The organism is Sinorhizobium sp. RAC02 (assembly GCF_001713395.1).
Classification (GTDB): domain Bacteria; phylum Pseudomonadota; class Alphaproteobacteria; order Rhizobiales; family Rhizobiaceae; genus Shinella.
The window spans coordinates 3676312-3697624 of sequence record NZ_CP016450.1; the positions used below are offsets into that span (position 1 = coordinate 3676312).

General features: G+C 63.0%; 22 protein-coding genes. 11 read left to right on the plus strand and 11 right to left on the minus strand.

From position 1 onward, the window contains the following. Nucleotides 1-16: 16 nt before the first annotated feature. The 4 genes from BSY16_RS17655 to BSY16_RS17670 all read right to left on the minus strand — a co-directional run bounded on the left by BSY16_RS17655 (nt 17) and on the right by BSY16_RS17670 (nt 3336). The gene (locus BSY16_RS17655; protein WP_069060880.1) at nt 17-232 is read right to left on the minus strand and encodes a DUF4287 domain-containing protein; all 216 of its coding nucleotides are present in this window, start codon (nt 230-232) and stop codon (nt 17-19) included. Then, nucleotides 229-1785 (minus strand): formate dehydrogenase beta subunit, encoded by a 1557-nt coding sequence (locus BSY16_RS17660; RefSeq protein ID WP_069060881.1) that lies wholly within the window; start codon nt 1783-1785, stop codon nt 229-231. Before BSY16_RS17660 ends, BSY16_RS17655 begins: the two co-directional genes overlap by 4 nt. Then, nucleotides 1782-2258 carry a formate dehydrogenase subunit gamma gene (locus BSY16_RS17665; protein WP_069060882.1) on the minus strand — a complete coding sequence of 159 codons (477 nt, stop codon included), beginning with the start codon at nt 2256-2258 and terminating at the stop codon, nt 1782-1784. The genes BSY16_RS17660 and BSY16_RS17665 overlap by 4 nt, the downstream gene beginning before the upstream one ends. A 184-nt stretch (nt 2259-2442) precedes the next feature. Beyond that, nucleotides 2443-3336, minus strand: a complete 894-nt coding sequence (locus BSY16_RS17670; protein ID WP_069060883.1) for a LysR family transcriptional regulator — start codon at nt 3334-3336, stop codon at nt 2443-2445. Nucleotides 3337-3438: 102 nt separating this feature from the next. On the opposite strand from BSY16_RS17670, the gene acuI reads away from it, so the two are divergent. Next, nucleotides 3439-4434 (plus strand): acrylyl-CoA reductase (NADPH), encoded by a 996-nt coding sequence (gene acuI / locus BSY16_RS17675; RefSeq protein WP_069060884.1) that lies wholly within the window; start codon nt 3439-3441, stop codon nt 4432-4434. A 24-nt stretch (nt 4435-4458) separates the two neighbouring features. On the opposite strand, the gene pncB is transcribed toward acuI, so the two are convergent. From pncB to BSY16_RS17705, 6 genes are all read right to left on the minus strand, one after another. Beyond that, nucleotides 4459-5763, minus strand: a complete 1305-nt coding sequence (gene pncB, locus BSY16_RS17680; protein ID WP_069060885.1) for a nicotinate phosphoribosyltransferase — start codon at nt 5761-5763, stop codon at nt 4459-4461. A gap of 85 nt (nt 5764-5848) precedes the next feature. Beyond that, entirely contained in the window at nt 5849-7015 is a 1167-nt protein-coding gene (locus tag BSY16_RS17685; protein WP_069060886.1) for a glycoside hydrolase family 19 protein, read from the minus strand. Between the two features lie 206 nt (nt 7016-7221). Next, the gene (gene minE, locus BSY16_RS17690) at nt 7222-7485 is read right to left on the minus strand and encodes a cell division topological specificity factor MinE (RefSeq protein ID WP_069060887.1); all 264 of its coding nucleotides are present in this window, start codon (nt 7483-7485) and stop codon (nt 7222-7224) included. Then, nucleotides 7482-8297, minus strand: a complete 816-nt coding sequence (gene minD / locus BSY16_RS17695; protein ID WP_069060888.1) for a septum site-determining protein MinD — start codon at nt 8295-8297, stop codon at nt 7482-7484. Before minD ends, minE begins: the two co-directional genes overlap by 4 nt. A 32-nt stretch (nt 8298-8329) precedes the next feature. Then, nucleotides 8330-9085 (minus strand): septum site-determining protein MinC, encoded by a 756-nt coding sequence (gene minC, locus BSY16_RS17700; protein ID WP_069060889.1) that lies wholly within the window; start codon nt 9083-9085, stop codon nt 8330-8332. Between the two features lie 303 nt (nt 9086-9388). Then, nucleotides 9389-10159: an SDR family NAD(P)-dependent oxidoreductase gene (locus BSY16_RS17705; RefSeq protein WP_069060890.1), complete on the minus strand. Its 771-nt coding sequence runs from the start codon at nt 10157-10159 to the stop codon at nt 9389-9391. A gap of 147 nt (nt 10160-10306) precedes the next feature. Between BSY16_RS17705 and BSY16_RS17710 the strand changes: the two genes are divergently transcribed. The 8 genes from BSY16_RS17710 to BSY16_RS17745 all read left to right on the plus strand — a co-directional run bounded on the left by BSY16_RS17710 (nt 10307) and on the right by BSY16_RS17745 (nt 18895). Then, entirely contained in the window at nt 10307-11077 is a 771-nt protein-coding gene (locus tag BSY16_RS17710) for a DeoR/GlpR family DNA-binding transcription regulator (RefSeq protein WP_069060891.1), read from the plus strand. 114 nt (nt 11078-11191) lie between these two features. Beyond that, the gene (gene glpD, locus BSY16_RS17715; RefSeq protein ID WP_069060892.1) at nt 11192-12709 is read left to right on the plus strand and encodes a glycerol-3-phosphate dehydrogenase; all 1518 of its coding nucleotides are present in this window, start codon (nt 11192-11194) and stop codon (nt 12707-12709) included. 42 nt (nt 12710-12751) lie between these two features. Further along, entirely contained in the window at nt 12752-13834 is a 1083-nt protein-coding gene (locus tag BSY16_RS17720) for an ABC transporter ATP-binding protein (protein ID WP_069060893.1), read from the plus strand. A 10-nt stretch (nt 13835-13844) separates the two neighbouring features. Continuing rightward, nucleotides 13845-14915 (plus strand): ABC transporter ATP-binding protein, encoded by a 1071-nt coding sequence (locus tag BSY16_RS17725; RefSeq protein WP_069060894.1) that lies wholly within the window; start codon nt 13845-13847, stop codon nt 14913-14915. 2 nt (nt 14916-14917) lie between these two features. Beyond that, entirely contained in the window at nt 14918-15784 is an 867-nt protein-coding gene (locus BSY16_RS17730) for a carbohydrate ABC transporter permease (protein ID WP_069060895.1), read from the plus strand. A gap of 11 nt (nt 15785-15795) precedes the next feature. Further along, nucleotides 15796-16677: a carbohydrate ABC transporter permease gene (locus BSY16_RS17735; RefSeq protein WP_083242943.1), complete on the plus strand. Its 882-nt coding sequence runs from the start codon at nt 15796-15798 to the stop codon at nt 16675-16677. Then, on the plus strand, nt 16677-17096 hold the full coding sequence (locus BSY16_RS17740; protein WP_083242944.1) for a DUF2160 domain-containing protein: 420 nt from the start codon (nt 16677-16679) through the stop codon (nt 17094-17096). The genes BSY16_RS17735 and BSY16_RS17740 overlap by 1 nt, the downstream gene beginning before the upstream one ends. 77 nt (nt 17097-17173) lie before the next feature. After that, complete coding sequence (locus BSY16_RS17745) at nt 17174-18895, plus strand: ABC transporter substrate-binding protein (protein WP_069060896.1); 1722 nt, start codon at nt 17174-17176, stop codon at nt 18893-18895. Nucleotides 18896-18985: 90 nt separating this feature from the next. Here BSY16_RS17745 and BSY16_RS17750 read toward each other — a convergent pair whose 3' ends face one another. Beyond that, a complete protein-coding gene (locus tag BSY16_RS17750; protein WP_069060897.1) occupies nt 18986-19618 on the minus strand; it encodes a TetR/AcrR family transcriptional regulator in 633 nt (210 codons plus the stop codon). Nucleotides 19619-19723: 105 nt separating this feature from the next. Between BSY16_RS17750 and BSY16_RS17755 the strand changes: the two genes are divergently transcribed. Further along, a complete protein-coding gene (locus BSY16_RS17755) occupies nt 19724-20683 on the plus strand; it encodes an oxidoreductase (protein WP_150129995.1) in 960 nt (319 codons plus the stop codon). After that, nucleotides 20680-21246, plus strand: a complete 567-nt coding sequence (locus tag BSY16_RS17760) for a class I SAM-dependent methyltransferase (protein WP_069060899.1) — start codon at nt 20680-20682, stop codon at nt 21244-21246. Before BSY16_RS17755 ends, BSY16_RS17760 begins: the two co-directional genes overlap by 4 nt. Nucleotides 21247-21313 lie beyond the last annotated feature (67 nt).

Consider the following 21313-nt stretch of genomic DNA (forward strand, 5'->3'; position numbering starts at 1 on the left):
GCGACTTGGGTTGTTTCTACGACGTCTTCTCGGCGAGGGTTGCCGCAACCAGTGCATTCGCATGGCCATGGCCAAGACCGTGCGTTTCCTTGAGGAGCGCCACGATCTGCATATGAGCCTTGCCGTCCTGCGCGCGAACGATCGCTTTCCAGTGTTCGATCGGCTGGCCGTACTTCTTCTCGATGGCCGGGAAGTAGGAGGCCGGGCCTTTGACCTTTTCTGTCTCGCTCATTCCGCAGCCTCCACCAGGGGGGCCGGCGAAAAGTCTTCCGGGAAATGGGTCATGGCGCTCATCACCGGATAGGGCGTGAAACCGCCCAGCGCACAGAGCGAGCCGAACTTCATCGTGTTGCAGAGATCGGCGAGCAGCGCGCGGTTCTTCTCCGGCTCGATGCCCTGGGCAATCTTGTCGGCGGTCTCGACGCCGCGCGTCGAGCCGATGCGACAGGGCGTGCACTTGCCGCAGCTTTCCACGGCGCAGAATTCCATGGCGAAGCGCGCCTGCTTCAGCATATCGACCGTTTCGTCGAACACGGTGATGCCGGCATGGCCGATCAGGCCGTCCTTGGCCGCGAAGGCCTCGTAATCGAAGGGCGTGTCGAACAGCGCGCGCGGGAAATAGGCGCCGAGCGGGCCACCCACCTGCACGGCGCGAACCGGGCGGCCGGAGGCCGTGCCGCCGCCGATCGTATCGACGATCTCGCCGAGCGTCAGGCCGAAGGCGGTTTCGTAGAGGCCGCCATGTTTGACGTTGCCGGCGATCTGGAGCGGGATCGTGCCACGCGAGCGGCCCATGCCGAAGTCACGGTAATAGGCGGCACCCTTGTCCATGACGACGGGCACGGAGGCGAGCGAGATGACGTTGTTGACGACCGTCGGACGGCCCATAAAACCCTGGAGCGCGGGCAGCGGCGGCTTGGCACGCACGATGCCGCGCTTGCCTTCGAGGCTGTTGAGCAGAGCGGTTTCCTCGCCGCAGACATAGGCGCCCGCGCCAACGCGGATTTCCATGTCGAAGGCTCTTCCCGAGCCAAGCACCGACGGGCCGAGCACGCCGGCGGCGCGCGCGACGGTGACGGCTTCGTTCATGACGGCGATGGCGTGCGGATATTCCGAGCGGGTGTAGACGTAGCCCTTGGTGGCACCGGTCGCGAGGCCGGCGATCGCCATGCCCTCGATCAGCACAAAGGGATCACCCTCCATGATCATGCGGTCGGCAAAGGTGCCGCTGTCGCCCTCGTCGGCATTGCAGACGATGTATTTTCTGTCGCCGGGTGCATCGAGCACGGTCTTCCACTTGATGCCCGTCGGGAAGCCGGCACCGCCGCGACCGCGCAGGCCGCTGTCGGTGACTTCCTTGACGACCTCGACCGGGGCCATGGTGATGGCTTTTTCCAGGCCCTTCAGGCCGCCATGGGCCTTGTAGTCGTCCAGCGAGACGGGATCGATGACGCCGCAGCGGGCGAAGGTGAGGCGGGTCTGGTTTTTCAGGAACGGAATGTCTTCCGTTCCGCCAAGACAGAGCGCATGGGCTTTGCCTTCAAGGAGGCCGGTATCGAGCAGGGAGGCAACATCGGATGGCTTTACCGGCCCATAGGCGATGCGGCCTTCGGCGGCCTCGACCTCGACCAGCGGCTCCAGCCAATGCATGCCGCGTGAACCGTTGCGCACGATTTTGATGTCGAGCTTGCGGGCATCCGCCTCACGGGCCAACGCCTTGGCGACGCGGTCGGCGCCGAGCGCAAGGGCGGCGGCATCGCGGGGAATGTAGATGCGAACGGTCATCGGCGTGCCTCCGCAACAAGTTCCCTGGCAAGGTCCGCATCGACCCGCCCATGCACCTCGCCGTCGAGCATCGCGGCGGGTGCGCACGAACAGAGTCCGAGACAGTAGATCGGTTCGAGCGTCACGGCGCCATCCAGCGTGGTCTGGTGGAAATCGATGCCGAGCAGCGATTTGACGCGCTCGGCAATTTCGTCCCCGCCCATCGACTGACAGGCCTCGGCGCGACAGAGCTTCAGGACATGGCGTCCGGCCGGGTGGTCGCGGTAATCGTGATAAAAGGTAACGACGCCATGCACTTCGGCGCGCGACAGGTTCAGTTCGGTCGCGATGACCGGCAGACATTCCTGCGGGACATAGCCGAACTCGGCCTGGATTTCATGCAGGATGGGAAGAAGCGGCCCTTCGAGCCCCTTTAGGTCGCTGACAATTGCCAGCGTTCTCGCTCCGATATCGCCGGTCACGTGCACATTCATGGTCAGGCCTCCCAACCGACACGAATGAACCGCAAGGATTATACGGGTTCTGGCGCGCCGATACCATTGAAACTGCTCGGCGAAGACCGGAACCCTGTCGATCCACGCGGACTATCCGGACAGCTTCTCAGTCCGGAGGCGGCGGGTCAATAAAGCAAAGCCGTTGGCTGATAGGAAAATCCTATCAATCGATCCCTTTTTCCGCCAGCACACGGGCTTCGTGCAGCAAGGCGGAAACGAGCGGCGTGAAAGGCTCACGGTGGGTGGCGACGAGACCGACAGTGTGGTGCGGTTCAGGGTCGACAAGAGAAACTATACTTATTTCGTCAGGAAATCCAAATGATTTTGCGACATTTCTCGGCATGATGCTGGACCAGCGTCCGGTGCGCACATGCGAGAACAGCACGATCATCGAGTTCGCTTCGAGCGACGGCTCGACTGTAACGCCTGCTTCGGCGAAGTGGCGGTTGATGATGCGACGGTTCTGCATGTCGGCAGTCAATAGGCAAAGCCTAATATTGCCGGCCTCCTGCCAGGTCACGGTTTCGCGATCAGCGAAGGCGTTACCCTTGGCGGTGACGAGGCAATAGTGCTCGTGCAGGAGCGGCACGCTGGTGACGCGGCCGAGCGGCTCGTTTTCCAGATAGGTGAGGCCGGCATCGATCTCGAGGTTTTCCAGCAGGCCGAGAATCTTGATCGAGGTCGTCGAGAGGATGGAGAAGGTGACGTCGGGGTGCTTTTCCTGAAACGGCGCGGTGATGTGCGGCACCATGGCGAGCGTCGTCGGGATGGCGGCAAGGCGGATATGCCCGGAAAGGCCCTTTCGCGCGGCGCGCATTTCCTCGCGCATGGTGCGGGTGTCGCCGACGATGCGGCGCGCCCATTCGAGCACACGCTGGCCCTCCGGTGTCAGGCCCTGGAAGCGGGAACCGCGGACAACAAGCATTACGCCGAGCTGCTCCTCCAGCTGGCGGATTGCCGCCGAAAGTGTCGGCTGCGAAATGCCGAGCTCCTCCGCGGCCCGGGCGAAATGCCGTTCGCGGGCGAGCGCGATGAAATATTCAAGCTTGTCTATCATGTGCGAACCGCGCCTCCCTGCTCTTGATACAAAAGAACAGTGGCGACACCAATGCCCCGCGCCCTATATCTGGCGTAGCGACAGGATCACGAGGAGGACGCCATGACGTTTCAAGCATTGCTGGTCGAGAAGGGAGCGGATGGCGCAGTCTCCGCAGCCATCCAGGAACTCGACGATTCGCGGCTTCCCGATGGCGATGTCACCGTCGCGGTGGAATATTCGACGCTCAACTACAAGGACGGGCTCTGCATCAACGGCAAGGGCGGGCTGGTGCGCGCCTTTCCGCATGTGCCGGGCGTCGATTTCGCCGGCACCGTCGAAGCCTCGGACGATCCGCGCTACCGCCCCGGTGACCGGGTGGTGCTGACCGGCTGGCGCGTCGGCGAGGTCTGGTGGGGCGGCTATGCGACGCGTGCCCGGGTCAAGGCCGACTGGCTGGTGCCGCTGCCGGACACGCTTTCGACGCGCCATGCGATGGCGATCGGCACGGCGGGGCTCACCTCGATGCTCTCCGTCGTCGCGCTGGAAAAGGCCGGGCTTTCGCCGCTGAAAGGCGATGTGCTGGTGACGGGGGCCGCCGGCGGTGTCGGCTCAGTTGGCGTCGCACTGTTGGCACGGCTTGGTTATTCGGTCGCCGCCGTCACAGGCCGTCCGGAAACGGCGGACTATCTCAGGAGCCTCGGCGCGGAGACGATCGTCGGCCGTGACGAATTGTCGGAGGCAAGCAGCAAGCCGCTCGAATCCGAGCGCTGGGCCGGTGCGATCGACGCGGTTGGCGGCGAGATGCTGGGGCGTGTGCTGAAGCAGATGAAGTATGACGGCGCCGTTGCCTCTGTCGGCCTTGCGGCGGGTGCTGCCGTGCCGTCTTTTACGGTCATTCCGTTCCTGCTGCGCGGGGTCAGCCTTCTCGGCATCGATTCCGTGATGCGGCCCTACGACCAGCGCGTCGACGCCTGGAACCGCATCGCCTCCGACCTGCCGATGGACAAGCTGGAATCCATGGTGGTCGAGCATCGGCTCTCGGATCTGCCGGAACTGGCCAACTCCATTCTCGACGGCAAGGTCAAGGGGCGCGTCGTCGTCGATGTACGCGCTTAGGGCAATTCCGGCAGCCCATGTGGTTTAGACCTGCACCGGTCGCGCTTCCTGGTCCGTCACGCCGAAGACGCGCTGGTAGCGCTCGATCTCGGCCGGGTCCCCGGTCGCCTTGGCGGGATTGTCGGAGAGCTTGACCGCCGGCCGGCCATTGGCGCTTGTCACCTTGCAGACCAGCGATATCGGGTCGAGACCATTGCCGCCGTCCGGGTCGCAGCCGCGAAAATCATTGGTCAGGTTGGTGCCCCAGCCGAAACTCATGCGCACGCGGCCGTGGAAATGCCGGTAGGTTTCCTCGATCGTGTCGATGTCCATGCCGTCGGAAAAGATCAGCAGTTTTTCGCGCGGATCGCGGCCCTTCTCCTTCCACCAGCGGATGATCTGTTCGCCGCCGGAAATCGGTGGCGCGCTGTCCGGGCGAAAACCGGTCCAGTCAGCAACCCAGTCCGGCGCGTTGGCGAGGAAGGCGGTCGTGCAATAGGCGTCGGGCAGCGCGATCAGCAGATTGCCGTTATAGTGCTGCTGCCATGCTTCCAGCACCTGGTAGGGCGCCTGGGCCAGCGCTGCATCGCCATCGGCGAGTGCGGCGGCGACCATCGGCAGTTCGTGTGCATTCGTGCCGATCGCTTCCAGATCGGCATCCATGGCAAGCAGCACGTTGGACGTGCCGATGAAACGATCGTCCAAACCTTCCTTGAGGGCTTCCACGCACCAGCGCTGCCAAAGAAAACCATGTCGCCGCCGCGTGCCGAAATCCGAGATGACGAGATCCGGCAGCTGGCGCAGCCGCTCGACCTTTTCCCAGAGCCGGGCCTTGGCGCGGGCATAGAGCACATCGAGCGTGAAGCGGCCCCTGTCGCGCATCGCGGCGCGCGACTTCAGTTCGTTGATGATAGCGAGTGCCGGAATCTCCCACATCGTGGTGTGCGTCCAAGGCCCGTCGAAATGCAGCTCGTATTGCCCGTCGATCTTGCGCAGTTCGTAGTCCGGCAGGCGGAATGCCGCCAGCCAGGCAATGAAATCCGGGCCGAACATGCGTGCTTTGCCGTAGAAACTGTTGCCGGCCAGCCAGATCAGCTCCTTTTTGGTGAACCGTACGCTGCGGGCATGGTCGAGCTGGGCACGCAGTTCACCCTCGTCGATGACGTCGGCCAGCCGCACGCTCTTCGTCCGGTTGATCAGCGAGAACGTCGCTTCGACGTCCGGGTGCAGCTGCCGGATCATCTGGAGCATCAGCAATTTGTAGAAATCGGTATCGAGCAGGCTGCGGACGATAGGGTCCAGCCGAAAATTGTGATCATGGGTACGGGTCGCAATATCGGTAACAGCCATGCCGCATAGTCCTCATCATTGACGAGGTGAAATATGCGCATTGGGGCGCCGGCGGCAAGTCACCGCGCGAGGGCGGCTGGATGGCTCACGCCGTGGCGGTCTCCGGAAGCAGCGCGTCTCCCCTGGTATAGGTGTCCTCGAAACGATCGAACCCATGAGTGCCGCCGTTGACGGCCCGGCGCGCCGCCTTCAGGTCTCCACTCGACAGGGCGTTGCGGATGACGTCCTGCTTGTTGAACAGGAATTGCGCCAGGATGAGGCCGGCCAGCGTGGAATCATTGGCCAATGTCGGCGTCACGATCAGATTGGCGCTGATCTGGGCCCCGATTCGATTGTAGTTGTAGCGGCCCGTCAACTGCACGAAGCCACGGCCGCGAAAACGTGCGCCGTCGCCGGGCTGGGTGTTTCCCAAATTCTTGCCGACGCTCGTGCCCGGTTCGTATTTATCGAACGGAACCGTGCTGGTGTTGTATTTGCTGACGAATTCGTTGATGGGCACGAAGCCTTCGGTCTCTGCGCGAATGGTCGCCAGTGCCATCAGCACCATTTCCCGGTCGACAAGTCCCTTTTCGCGCAGGCCGGCAAGCACGGACGGCAGGTGCGTCTTGATATTGGCGAGCGGTGTCGCCGGGTTGAAAATGCTCTTGACCAGGGTCGGGCTGATGAGATCGGTGCTGTCGTCATCCGCGGCGGCGGCACCCGTTCCCACCGCCGGAGCGGTTATCATCGATGTGATCGAACCGAGCTTGGTCTTGATGTCGGCCAGGTCGAGTTTGAAGGCGGCCTCCGTGACCGCAGCAGTTGTAAGCACGTCGGCAGCGGGCGTTTGGCCGGCGACGTTCACGACAACGGTCGATGGCGGCTTTGTCGGCGTAGTGCCCGTTGCCGCGCCTTCACCGCCCCCCGGAGAGCCGCCACCGGCCGGCGTCGGCAGGCGGGCGACGAAGGCCTCGATGATGTCCGTGCCGGCATAGCCGGCTGCCGCCAGGCCGAGCAGCAGGTCGATGTCGTTGACTGTGATGGCGGCAAGCTTGCCCAGATCGAGCAGCAGCGCGGCTGCCACGCCCGCGATGAAGCCGATGAACAGGCTGATGACCAGCCTGCTGGCAATGAAGCTATCCTGCTCGTTGGGACCCTTCGCGGCATTTTCGTCGTGAAGCTTCTTGAGGCCGATGACTGTTCGCGCACCCTGGCCGATCAACCCCATGACGCCGCCTAGGAAGACTGCGCCGAGAACCTCTGCAACTGCCATGACCCACCTCCCAACATTAGGAGAGAGTTAACCAGCAATCGTGAAAAAATGCAACCTTTGACTGTGGTTTTGCTGCCCCTGGCGACAATGCTCGCGCGAAAGGAAGCGCGAGCAGATTCGCATGATCATCGTCGCGCGCCGGGATGTGGTGCGCGGTGGGCCGCAACGAGGCGGCACCCTATGCGGATCTATGGGAAAGGCGGCCCTCAGGCCGCCTTCTTGTTCCCGTTGAACGGGATTTCGATATCGACGGCGAGCGTCGAGACCTGGGCCCCGCGTTCCATCTTGATGCTGACCTTCTCGTCGTCGATCTGCATATGCTTGGAAATGGCCTTGAGGATCTCGTCGCGCAGCTTGTTGACGAGGTCCGAATCGCCGGTGGAGGCGCGCTCATGGGCGAGCAGCACCTGCAGCCGCTCACGGGCGGCCGGGGCCGACTGGGTGCGGGAGAAGAAACGGAACAGGTTCATGCCGCTTTCCTTCCGAAGATCTTGCCCAGGAAGCTGCGCTTGTCGCCGGGAATGGTGACCGGGAGGTTTTCACCCTTGAGGCGGCGTGTCGCTTCGAAATAGGCGAGCGAGGGGGCGCAACGGCCGTCGGCGAGCGTCACGGGCGCGCCGACGTTCGACGCGCGCAGCACGTCCATGCTTTCCGGGATGATGCCCAGCAGCGGGATCGACAGGATTTCGAGCACGTCGTCGACCTTCAGCATGTCGCCGCGCTCGGCGCGGGCCGCGTCGTAGCGTGTGAGCAGCAGGTGCTTTTCGACGCGTTCGCCGTTCTCCGCCTTCAGTGTCTTGGAATCGAGCAGGCCGATGATGCGGTCGGAATCGCGCACGGAAGAGACTTCGGGATTGGTGACGACGATCGCGACGTCCGCGTGGCGCATGGCCAGCGTGGCACCACGTTCGATGCCGGCCGGGCTGTCGCAGATGACCCAGTCGAAAGCGTTCTTCAGGGCGGCGATGACCTGCTCGACGCCTTCCGGCGTCAGGTTGTCCTTGTCGCGGGTCTGCGATGCGGGCAACAGGTAGAGCGTCTCGACGCGCTTGTCGCGGATCAGTGCCTGCGTCAGCTTGGCTTCGCCCTGGATGACGTTGACGAGGTCATAGACGACGCGGCGCTCGGCCCCCATGACGAGGTCGAGATTGCGCAGGCCGACGTCGAAATCGACGACCACGACCCTATCGCCGCTCTGTGCCAGCGCGGCGCCGAGTGCGGCTGACGACGTCGTCTTACCGACGCCGCCTTTACCCGATGTGACCACGATTACCTTGCCCATGGACCTCTCCAGTTCTGTGTATGTGTTTCGGTTCAGCCGAGTGTCGCTGCCTTGATCGTTTCGCCATCGAGCCAGATCTGCACGGGCTTGCCGCGCAGGTCCGGCTCCAGGTCGTCGGCGGTCTTGTAGAACCCGTCGATGGCAATCAGTTCCGCTTCGAGTTTGCGGCAGAAGATGCGCGCCGACGCGTTGCCCGTCGTGCCGGCCATCGCCCGGCCGCGCAGCGGGCCGTAAACATGGATCGAGCCGCCGGCGACGATTTCCGCGCCTGATGCGACCGAGCCGACGATGGTGACGTCGCCTTCGGGGAAGAAGATGGACTGTCCCGAGCGCACCGGCCGGTTGACGACCATCGACGGCATGACCGAGGCCTGCGGTGCCGGTGCCTGCGTTGGGGGCGGGCTGGAGGGCGCTACGGCTTCGACGTGCTGGCTCCGGTCTGCCTGGTCGCTGACGGGCGCTTCGATATCCGCGGCCGGCCGGCCATCGGTCATTGCCGGCGGCAGGTCCGGACCGAGCAGGGCGGAGCGTGCGCCCTCGAGGCCCATGACGCGCACGTTGCGGACGCTGAGTTCGCCAACGAGGTCGCGCAGCTGCTGGCGGTCGATATCCAGTCCTTCGACGTCCAGAATCACCGGCCGGCGCAGGAAGAAACCGGCGGAGCGCCGGGCCAGATCATCAAGCCGTGCCAGCCAGTCCTCGAAGGGAAGCTCCGGGGTCAGGGACAGTGCAAGGAAGGATCGCCCCTTGAGGCGGATAGGCCGTGGCTGTGTTAACACGTCGGTCATCTTGGTTAATTTTCGGTTGCTTCGGTGTATCGAAGAAATGGTTAACAAAGGGTTAATTGCAGGCCTGGCTGGCGCGAGGCATGCCGCGTCAAAACGTGTTGTGAGCATGCGGCAAACGGCTGGATTTGCAGGCGAAGGCGACGTGTCGCGACACGTTAATTTTTAAAGGGAAATTGCGCGCGTGCTCGGATTTTAAGCGCAGTTAAGGGCGTGTGGCGCAAGCGCGCAACACATCGGGGCGAGGATGCAGCCGGTGCTGAATTTCGCCGCGCGAATCGACTGGGAGGGTGCGGGGCGAGCCGTTCAGCAGATGAGCTGACCGCCGTTGACCTCCAGCACCTGGCCGGTGATGTAGCCGGACAGCGCCTCAGAAGCGAGGAAGAGATAGGCGGGCGCGCAGTCTTCCGCTGTGCCGAGGCGCTGCAGCGGGATTGTCTTGCGCGTCGCCTCCAGCTTGTCCGCAGACGAATAACGCGCATGGAAGTCGGTGGTGATCGTACCCGGCGAGACGCAATTGACGCGGATGCCGTCCGGCGCCAATTCACGGGCAAGCCCCTTGGAATAGGTCGAGACGAAGGCCTTGGTGGCGGAATAGATGGCGGAGCCCGGGCTGCCGCCGGTGAGCGCCGAGATCGAGACCGTGTTGACGATCGCGGCATGCGGCGCGCGGCGCAGCGACGGCAGCAGCGCGCGCGTCACCTCGACGACGGAGGTCTGGTTGAGGCGCACGACGGTGTCGTACTGTTCGTCCGTCAGGTCCGCCGCCGGAAAGCGTCCGACCATGGTGCCGGCATTGTTGATGAGCACGTCGATATGCGGGAAGAGGCTGTCCACCCGCTGCAGGATCGCGCCGATGCCGCCTTCGACGAGAAAATCCGAATAGACGATATGGGCGCGGGCCTCAGCAACCGCGATGTCGAGAAAGTCGGGCAGGGGGCCGGAAGCGGCGCGCCCGCCGTGCAGCAGCACATGGGCGCCGCAATCGAGGAACTGCCGGGCGATCTCCAGACCGATGCCGCGCCCTGCGCCGGTGACGACGACATTCGCGCCCTTGAACAAGGCTGGATGAAACATGGTTGTCCTCCCGGTGCTCTCCGTGGTCTGCTATGCCCGGCCAGTATCACAAAAATATGCCCGCACTCCAAGAAGGAAGAGCGGATCAATTGATGTGCTTTCGTTTTTGCATATTATGAAACCAAACGAAAGCAATGGGAGGGGTCTATGTTTCTCACAGGTCGCCAGGCGGAGATCCTCGATCTCGCGAAGGTCGAGGGCCGCGTGCTCGTGGAGGACCTTGCGGCGCGCTTCTCCGTAACGCCGCAAACCATCAGGAAGGATCTCAACGACCTCTGCGACAGCAAGGCGTTGACGCGCATTCATGGCGGCGCGCTCTTCCCGAGCGGCAACGAGAATGTGAAATATGAGGCGCGCCGCTCGATTGCAGCCCCTGAAAAGCAGGCGATCGGCCGCGCCGCCGCCACCATGATCCCCGACAACTCCTCGCTGTTCATCAATATCGGCACGACGACGGAGGCCGTCGGCGAGGCCCTGCTCGACCATAAGGAACTGATGGTCATCACCAACAATATCAACGTTGCCAATCGCTTGCGCGTCTACCCCTCGATCGAGGTGGTGATTGCCGGCGGCGTCGTGCGCGGTGCGGACGGTGGCATCGTCGGCGAGGCGGCGGTCGACTTCATCCGGCAGTTCAAGGTGGATTACGCGGTGATCGGCGTTTCGGCGATCGACGAGGACGGCGCGCTGCTCGACTTCGACTATCGCGAGGTGAAGGTGGCGCAGGCGATCATCGCGAATGCGCGCCATGTCATCCTGGTTTCGGATTCGACGAAATTCGAAAGGACCGCGCCGGTGCGCATCGGCCACCTGTCGCAGGTCCATACCTTCATCACCGATACCTGTCCCTTCGAGGGCATTCGCGACATTTGCCAGGAGCATGACGTGCGCCTGATCGAAACGTCTTCGCAGGGATGAGACCACAAAAGCAGCATTAGTCTTACATTCGTTTGACATTCGAAATGTTTTCGTTTTAACTCCTCATGCTTTCGCAACTGCGCAGAATTGTGCAATGCGAAATGGGAGGGGAACTTGGACGGCAACGTGATCCGCGATATTTTTGTTATCGGTGGCGGCATCAATGGCTGCGGCATTGCACGCGATGCTGCGGGCCGTGGGTATTCGGTCGTGCTTGCCGAGATGAAGGACTTTGCGTCCGGTACGTCTTCCGCCTCGACCAAGCTCATTCATGGCGGCCTGCGCTATCTCGAACATTATGAATTCCGTCTGGTGCGCGAAGCGTTGATGGAGCGCGAAGTGCTCTGGGCCATGGCGCCGAACGTCATCTGGCCGATGCGTTTCGTGCTGCCGTTCCAGAAGGGCGGGCCGCGTCCGGCCTGGCTCATCCGCCTCGGCCTGTTCCTCTATGACTATATCGGTGGCCGCAAGCTTTTGCCGGCAACCCGCACGGTGGACCTCGCGAAGGACCCCGCCGGTGGCCCGCTCAAGAAACTCTTCCGCAAGGCCTTCGAATATTCCGACGGCTGGGTCGATGATGCCCGCCTCGTCGTGCTGAATGCGCGTGACGCCGCCGATCGCGGCGCCGACATCCGCACCGGCACCAAGGTCGTGACCGCGCGTCGCGAAAACGGCCACTGGAATGTCGAGACGGAGAATGTCGAGACCGGCACCCGCGAGACGTTTCGCGCCCGCATGCTGGTCAACGCGGCCGGTCCCTGGGTGGACAAGGTTCTCTCCTCCGCCTTCGGCCGCAACGATGTGCACAATGTCCGCCTCGTGCAGGGCAGCCATATCGTCGTGAAGAAGAAATTCTCCGATCCGCGCGCCTACTTCTTCCAGAACCCGGATGGGCGTATCATCTTCGCCATTCCCTATCAGGAAGAGTTCACGCTGATCGGCACGACCGACCGGGACTATCAGGGCGATCCCCGAGATGTTCGAATCAGCGACGCGGAAATCGACTATCTTTGTGCTTCGGCGAGCGAATATTTCGCCGAGCCGGTGACGCGCGAGGATATCGTCTGGACCTATTCCGGCGTGCGTCCGCTCTTCGACGACGGCGCCAGCAAGGCGCAGGAAGCCACGCGTGATTACGTGCTGAAGATCGAGGGTGGCGATGGCCAGGCGCCGTTGCTCAACATCTTTGGCGGCAAGCTCACCACCTACCGGCGTCTCGCCGAATCGGCGCTGGAGAAGATTTCGGAATCGATCGGCGCGAAGGGCGACCGTTGGACCGCGCAGTCCCGGCTGCCCGGCGGGGACTTCAAGGTCGATGGTTTCGATGCCGAGGTGAAGGCACTTTCATCGCGTTTTGCCTTTCTGGCGCCCGCCCATGCCCGCCGGCTTGTCCGGCTCTACGGTACAAGGGCGATGGCAATGCTGGACGGTGCGAAGACGATCGACGATCTTGGACGGCATTTCGGCAGCGACCTTTACGAGTGCGAAGTGCGCTGGTTGATGAAGGAAGAATGGGCCCGGCACGCGGAGGACGTGCTGTGGCGGCGGACCAAACGCGGATTGCATCTCTCGGCTGCGGAAGCGGCTGCGCTAGAGGACTATATGGTGGCCGCGCAGGCGGCTCCCCACTAGCGCCCTTTATCCGGTGGCTGGGAGGAACATTGGAGACTATGAATGCTTGAACTCAGAAACATCGCGAAGGTGGTGGGGGCGGAGACGCATATCCACCCGACCAACCTCGTGCTCGAGCGTGGCTCGCTCAACGTGCTGCTCGGCCCGACACTGTCTGGCAAGACATCGCTGATGCGCCTGATGGCTGGCCTTGACAAGCCGACCGCCGGCTCCGTCTGGTTCGACGGCAAGGATGTCACCGGCGTGCGCGTGCAGGAGCGCGGCGTCGCCATGGTCTACCAGCAGTTCATCAATTACCCGGCGCTGACCGTCTACGAGAACATCGCCTCGCCGATGCGCATCAAGGGTGCGGACAAGGCGACGATCGATCGTGAAGTGCGCAAGGCGGCCGATCTGCTGAAGCTGACGCCCTATCTCGACCGCACGCCGCTCAATCTTTCCGGCGGCCAGCAGCAGCGTACGGCGCTCGCCCGCGCCATCGTCAAGAATGCCAGCCTCGTCCTGCTCGACGAGCCGCTCGCCAATCTCGACTACAAACTGCGCGAGGAGCTGCGCCTCGAACTGCCGAAGATCTTTGCCGCATCTGGCGCGATCTTCGTCTATGCGACGACCGAACCCTCCGAGGCGCTGCTTCTCGGCGGCAACACGGCAACGCTGTCGCAAGGTCGCATCACCCAGTTCGGCCGCACCATCGACGTCTATCGTCATCCGAGCGACCTCGTCACGGCGCGCACTTTCGCAGACCCGCCGCTGAACACCATGCAGGTCCTGAAGAACGGCGGCAATTTCGAAGTGGGTGGCAAACCGGTGCTGCCGGTACCGGTGCATCTTGCCGCATTGCCGGACGGCCCCTGCACCATCGCCTTCCATCCGCATCACCTGGCGTTGACGAGCCGGCATCCGACCTCGGCAAACCTTCAGGTGCGCACCGCGATCTCGGAAATCGCCGGTTCGGAAAGCTTTATCTACATCGAATTCGAGGGCAGCCGCTGGGTCATGCTCTCGCCGGGTATCCACGACATCGAGCCGGACGCGATCATCACCGTCCATGTCGACACGCGCCACCTGATGGCGTTCGGCACGGATGGCAGGACGATCGCCGAACCGGCTGCCGCGGCGGCCTGAGGAGGAGACCATGGCACGCATCACCCTCGATCACATCCGCCACGCCTACGGCGAAAAGCCGAAGTCGGAAGCGGACTATTCGCTGAAGGAAGTCCATCACGAGTGGAACGATGGCGGCGCCTACGCGCTGCTCGGGCCCTCCGGCTGCGGCAAGACCACGCTGCTCAACATCATCTCGGGCCTGTTGCAGCCGTCGGAAGGTCGCATCCTGTTCGATGGCAAGGATGTGACGTACCTGTCGACGCAGCAGCGCAACATCGCGCAGGTCTTCCAGTTCCCGGTCATCTACGACACGATGACGGTCTACGACAACCTGGCCTTCCCCTTGCGCAACCGCGGCGTTGCGGAACCGGAAGTCGACCGCCGGGTGCGCGAAATCCTCGAGATGATCGATCTCGCAAGCTGGGCGAAAAAGACCGCACGCGGCCTCACCGCCGACCAGAAGCAGAAGATCTCGCTCGGCCGCGGCCTCGTGCGCAACGATGTCAACGCCATCCTGTTCGACGAGCCGCTGACCGTCATCGACCCGCATATGAAGTGGGTACTGCGCTCGCAGTTGAAGAAGCTGCACCGCCAGTTCGGCTTCACCATGGTCTACGTCACCCACGACCAGACCGAAGCGCTCACCTTCGCCGACAAGGTCGTCGTCATGTATGACGGCCAGATCGTGCAGATCGGCACGCCGGCCGAACTCTTCGAGAAGCCGAGCCACACCTTTGTCGGCTACTTCATCGGCTCGCCGGGCATGAACGTGCTGCCGGCCGCCATCGACGGCAGCAGCATCAAGGTTGGTGAGCAGACGCTCGACCTCGGCTACAAGCCGCAGATCGCCGCCGGTGCCAAGACCGAGCTCGGCATCCGCCCGGAATTCATCGCGCTTTCGCGTGACGGCATGCCTGTCTCGATCAACAAGGTCGAGGACATCGGCCGGCAGAAGATCGTGCGCGCCGAATTCGCCGGCAAGCCGATCGCCATCGTCGTGCCGGAGGATGGCGAAATTCCCGCCGATCCGCGCGTGACCTTCGATCCCACCGCCATCAACATCTACGCCGATTCTTGGCGTGTCGGCAGGGAGGGCTGACGATGAACAAGACCTGGAACAACAAGGCCTGGTTCATGGTCCTGCCCGTTCTGCTGCTCGTCGCCTTCTCGGCGGTGATCCCGCTGATGACGGTGGTGAACTATTCGGTCCAGGACACGTTCGGCAACAACCAGTTCTTCTGGAACGGCGTCGGCTGGTTTTCCGACGTGCTGGAATCCGACCGCTTCTGGCAGGCGCTCGGGCGCAATCTGCTGTTCTCCGGCATCATTCTGACGATCGAGATTCCGCTCGGTATCCTGATTGCGCTGAACATGCCGAAGAAGGGTCTCGGCGTACCGGTCTGCCTCGTCTTGATGGCACTGCCGCTTCTCATTCCGTGGAACGTCGTCGGCACCATCTGGCAGGTTTTCGGCCGCGTCGATATCGGCCTGCTCGGCCGCACGCTCGATGCGCTCGGCATCAGCTACAACTACGTCAACAATGTCTTCGACGCCTGGATGACGCTGATCGTCATGGACGTCTGGCACTGGACGAGCCTTGTCGTGCTGTTGTGCTATGCCGGCCTGGTGTCGATCCCGGAGGCCTATTACCAGGCCGCCAAGATCGACGGCGCGTCGCGCTGGGCGGTGTTCCGCTACATCCAGCTGCCGAAGATGAAGCGCGTGCTGCTGATCGCCTTCCTGCTGCGCTTCATGGACAGTTTCATGATCTATACCGAGCCCTTCGTCATCACCGGCGGCGGTCCCGGCAACTCGACGACATTCCTGTCGATCGACCTCGTCAAGATGGCGATCGGCCAGTTCGACCTCGGCCCCGCCGCGGCAATGTCCATCATCTACTTCCTGATCATCCTGCTGCTGTCGTGGATCTTCTACACGGTCATGACCAGCAGCGACGAACAGGCGTGAGGGAGGAAACCATGACCTCACAGGCAACCACTGCAAACACCATCCAGACGAGCGTTGCTAGCAGCGCCGGCAGCCGGGCCGGGGCCAACAGCAAGCGCAGCCTGTCCTGGCTGGTTCCGACGCTGTACATCGTCTTCCTGATGCTGCCGATCTATTGGCTCGTCAACATGAGCTTCAAGACGAATGCGGAAATCACCGGGGCGTTCTCGCTCTGGCCGGTCAACCCGACGCTTCGGAACTACACCGTGATCTTCACCGATCCGGCCTGGTATTCCGGCTACATCAACTCGATCATCTACGTGGTCTTGAACACGCTGATCTCGGTCTCGGTGGCGCTGCCGGCGGCCTACGCCTTCTCGCGCTACCGTTTCCTCGGCGACAAGCACCTGTTCTTCTGGCTCTTGACCAATCGCATGGCGCCGCCGGCCGTCTTCGCGCTGCCTTTCTTCCAGCTCTATTCGGCCTTCGGCCTGATCGACACGCACATCGCCGTTGCGATCGCGCATTGCCTGTTCAACGTGCCGCTTGCCGTGTGGATCCTCGAAGGCTTCATGTCGGGCGTGCCGAAGGAGATCGATGAGACCGCCTATATCGACGGTTATTCGTTCCCCAAATTCTTCGCCAAGATCTTCGTGCCGCTGATCGCGTCCGGCATCGGTGTCGCCGCCTTCTTCTGTTTCATGTTCTCCTGGGTCGAGCTCCTGATCGCCCGCACGCTGACGACGACGGATGCCAAGCCGATCGCCGCCACGATGACGCGCACGGTCTCGGCGTCGGGCATGGATTGGGGCGTGCTCGCCGCTGCCGGCGTGCTGACCATCATCCCCGGCGCGCTCGTCATCTACTTCGTCCGCAATTACATCGCCAAGGGCTTTGCCCTGGGGAGGGTCTGATGACTGCCATCGTCAATCGCAACACGCGCTGGCCCGTCGCACTCGCTGCCGTGCTCGTCCTCTATGTCGTCATCGCCGGCGCCCTGTTCCTGGGGCTTCCGGTCAAGGACGGCGAGCGCGATTTCTTCGCGCCGCTGATCACCGGCGGCTGGATGGCCTGGTCGTTCCCGACGGCGATGTTCTTCCTGACGATCTTCACGCTGATCGCGCTGATGGGCGTCTGGGAATATGCCAGCCCCGGTGGCAATCCGCGCGTCGGCATACTGCGCTTCGAGACGACCCGCGGCGACCGGCTGTTCGTGTCGCTGCTCGGATCGGCGTTCATTCATCTCGCATGGTTGGGGCTGATCGGCGCCAACCTGTGGTGGGCTCTTGCCTTGTCCGTGGTCTACGCCATCGGCGTGTTCCGCTTCGTCTAGGCAATCGGGAAGGGAGGCCCCGGGGAGAAATGGGGTCTTCATCGCATGCAATCGCAAAACCCTAAGGGAGGATCAATATGCGAAAGCAACTTCTGACGACGACGGCGGCCATGCTGCTGGCGTTTACCGGCTCCGCATTCGCGGACATGGATGCTGCCAAGAAGTTCCTGGACGCGGAAATCGGCGACATGTCCTCGCTCGACCGCACCGCCCAGGAAGCGGAAATGCAGTGGTTCGTCGACGCAGCCAAGCCGTTTGCCGGCATGGAAATCAAGGTCGTCTCCGAAACGATCACCACGCATGAATACGAATCGAAGGTGCTGGCTCCGGCCTTTACCGCGATCACCGGCATCAAGATCACCCACGACCTGATCGGCGAGGGCGACGTCGTCGAAAAGCTGCAGACCCAGATGCAGTCGGGCGAAAACGTCTATGACGCCTATGTCAACGATTCCGACCTGATCGGCACGCACTGGCGCTACCAGCAGGCCCGTTCGCTCACCAAGTGGATGGCGAACGAAGGCAAGGACGTCACCAATCCGGGTCTCGACCTCGAGGACTTCATCGGCCTGAAGTTCACCACCGCTCCGGATGGCGACCTCTACCAGCTGCCCGACCAGCAGTTCGCGAACCTCTACTGGTTCCGCTATGACTGGTTCAACGACGAGAAGAACAAGGCGGACTTCAAGGCGAAGTACGGCTACGACCTCGGTGTTCCGGTCAACTGGTCCGCTTACGAGGACATTGCCGAGTTCTTCACCGGCCGCGAGATCGACGGCAAGAAGGTCTATGGCCACATGGACTACGGCAAGAAGGACCCGTCGCTCGGCTGGCGCTTCACCGATGCCTGGCTGTCGATGGCCGGCAACGGCGACAAGGGCCTGCCGAACGGTCTGCCGGTCGACGAATGGGGCATCAAGGTCGACGAGAAGTCGCGTCCGGTCGGCTCGTGCGTTGCGCGCGGCGGCGACACCAATGGCCCGGCTTCGGTCTATGCCATCCAGAAGTATCTCGACTGGCTGAAGGCCTATGCACCGGCATCCGCCCAGGGCATGACCTTCTCGGAATCCGGCCCGGTTCCCTCGCAGGGCGAGATCGCCCAGCAGATGTTCACCTATACGGCGTTCACCGCCGACTTCGTGAAGGATGGTCTGCCGGTCGTCAACGCGGACGGCACGCCGAAGTGGCGCTTCGCGCCGTCGCCGCATGGCGTCTACTGGAAGGACGGCATGAAGCTCGGTTACCAGGACGTGGGTTCCTGGACGCTTCTGAAGTCCACGCCGGACGATCGCGCCAAGGCCGCCTGGCTCTATGCGCAGTTCGTGGTCTCCAAGACGGTTGACGTCAAGAAGAGCCATACCGGCCTGACGCTCATCCGCGAATCCTCGATTGCTCATCCGTCGTTTACGGAACGCGCACCGAAGCTTGGTGGTCTGATCGAGTTCTACCGTTCGCCGGCCCGCGTGCAGTGGTCGCCGACCGGTACGAACATCCCGGACTATCCGAAGCTGGCCCAGCTGTGGTGGCAGGCGATCGGCGATGCGTCGTCGGGTGCCAAGACCGCACAGGAAGCGATGGACTCGCTGTGCGCCGAGCAGGAAAAGGTGCTGGAACGCCTCGAGCGCGCCGGCGTCCAGGGCGATATCGGCCCGAAGCTCGCCGAAGAGCATGATCTTGCCTACTGGAACAAGGATGCCGCTGAAAAGGGCAACATTGCGCCGCAGCTCAAGATCGAGAACGAGAAGGAAAAGCCGCTCACCGTCAACTATGACGAACTCGTCAAGAGCTGGCAGAAGTAACGCAAGACGGTAAGCGGGCGTTCGCGCGCCCGCAACCATCATCATCCGATCCCTTGCCCGCGTGCCGAAAGGTGCGCGGGCCTTTTCGTCTCAGCCGAGCTTTTTCACCCAGAGCGTATCGATGATGGCGGGGAACATGGTCTCCAGCATGTCGGCTTCGCTGCCGCCGCACGCGTCGATGCGCGCGAGTTTTTTGTCGAGCGTCAGGTGGGCAAATCCATGCGCCGTCGACCAGATGCCGATCAGCATGGCCTCGCCCTCCGCGTCGAGTTCGGCGCCCTCGGGCTGTCCACGAATGGCCAGCACGGTCTTTTCCAGCGCATCCCACGCCTGTCCGGTCGCCTGTTCCAGCGACGGCTGCTCCTTCACCAGGAGGTCGTGGCGGAACATCAGGTGGAAGCGGCCGGGAAAATCCACGGCGAAGCGCACATAGGCAACACCCTGCGCCTTGAGACGATCGGCGGCTGTCCCCGTTTTACCCGCCCTGGCTAGGCGATTGGCGAGTTCCTGATAGCCGAGTGCTGCAACTTCCGTCAGCAGGCCTGCCGTGCCGCCGAAATGATGGGACGGGGCTGCGGGCGAGACGCCGGCGCGGCGCGCGGTTTCGCGCAGCGTAAATCCCTCCAGGCCCCGTTCGGCCAGAAGCGCATCGGCAGCCCTGATCAGCGCGTCACGCAGGTCGCCGTGGTGATAGCCGCGTTCGGCGGTCTTTTTCTCGTTCATCGTCAGTCTCACGCGATTGTTATCTTTACAGTGTAAAGATTATGCGCTAGCAGAATGTAAACACTGTTCAGATTTGTCCGAGGTATCATAATGCGCACAGACGGCATGGCAACCACGGATCGCGTGGCCGGTACGAAACCGTGGACGCTCTCCGGTATGCCTGAGCAGGCCGGGCGATTTGCCGTCGTCACCGGGGCCAACAGCGGCCTCGGTTTTTTGACGGCGCGGGAACTGGTGAGGAAGGGCGCGCGGGTCCTAATGACCGCGCGTGACGAGGGCAGGGGGCAGCTGGCGCTGGCCCGTATCCGCGCCGAGCTACCCGATGCAGCGGTCGAGCTGCGGCGGCTCGACCTTGCCGACCTCGACGACGTGTCCGGCTTCGCGGATACGGTCCTCGCAGATGGCCGGCCGCTCGATCTCCTGATCAACAATGCCGGCGTCATGATGCCGCCGCACGGGCTGACGCGGCAGGGGCACGAGACCCAGTTCGGCGTCAATCATCTCGCCCATTTTGCCCTGACGTTGCGGCTTCTGCCATTGCTTTCCGCATCGAGCAATGCGCGGGTGGTGACCGTGAGTTCGGAGTTGCACCGCCGGGGCCGCATCCATTTCGAGGACCTGACAGGCGAAAAAAACTACGGCCGCATGGCCTTCTACGCCCAGTCGAAATTCGCCAATGCGCTGTTTGCGCTGGAACTCGACCGGCGCGTGAAGGCGGCCGGCCTGTCGATCATCAGCCTTCTCGCCCATCCCGGCTATTCCGATACCAATCTCCAGACCAACGCGACCTCTGGCGTGCTGCGCCTTTTCATGCGCATCGGCAACCGGTTCCTCGCGCAGAATGCCGAGCAGGGTGTGCTGAACCAGCTCTATGCGGCCACCGCCGCGGGCCTTTTCGGCGGCGAATTCATCGGCCCGGATGGTTTTCGCGAGATGCGCGGTTCGCCGTCCCTGGTGCATCCGCTGCCCGCGGCGACCGATCCCGAGCTCGCCGCAAGGTTCTGGCGGCTTTCCGAAGACCTGACCCATTTGACCTTCCCTGCGAGACCGGAGCGCGTGCAATGACCGAACTGACGATGGATGGCTGCCATTTCTTCCGAGCGTGGATCCGCGATCCGCTGCGGGTCGCTTCTATCACGCCGTCGGGCAAGGCGCTGGCGGACCTTATCGTGCGCGAGATCGGACCGGAAACGGGTCGTGTCATCGAACTCGGCCCGGGCACTGGCGTTTTCACACGCGCATTGCTGCGGCGTGGCGTTGCGGAGGAGGACATCCTGCTCGTCGAGAAGGGGGCGGAGTTTGCAGCTCTCCTCCAGCAGCGTTTCCCGAAGGCGAAGATCGCCTGCATCGACGCGACGGATGTCGCCCGGTTCTGCCCGGATCATGCAGGCGCCGCTATCAGCGGCCTGCCGCTGCTCTCGATGCGGCCGCAGACGGTTCATGCGATCCTCGAGGGCACCTTTGCCCGGCTCGGCGCGGGCGCGGCGCTCTATCAGTTCACCTATGGTCTTCGCTGCCCGGTGCCGCACGCCGTGCTCGATAGTCTCGGATTGTCGGCAGTCAGGGTCGGCGGCACGCTGCGCAATGTGCCGCCCGCCTTCGTTTACCGGATCGGCCGCAAGGCCTGAGTGCGCGACCCAAAATCTTTTGCCGGATTCCATGCATTGCACACCGCGGGGTCTTCCGCTAAGAGAC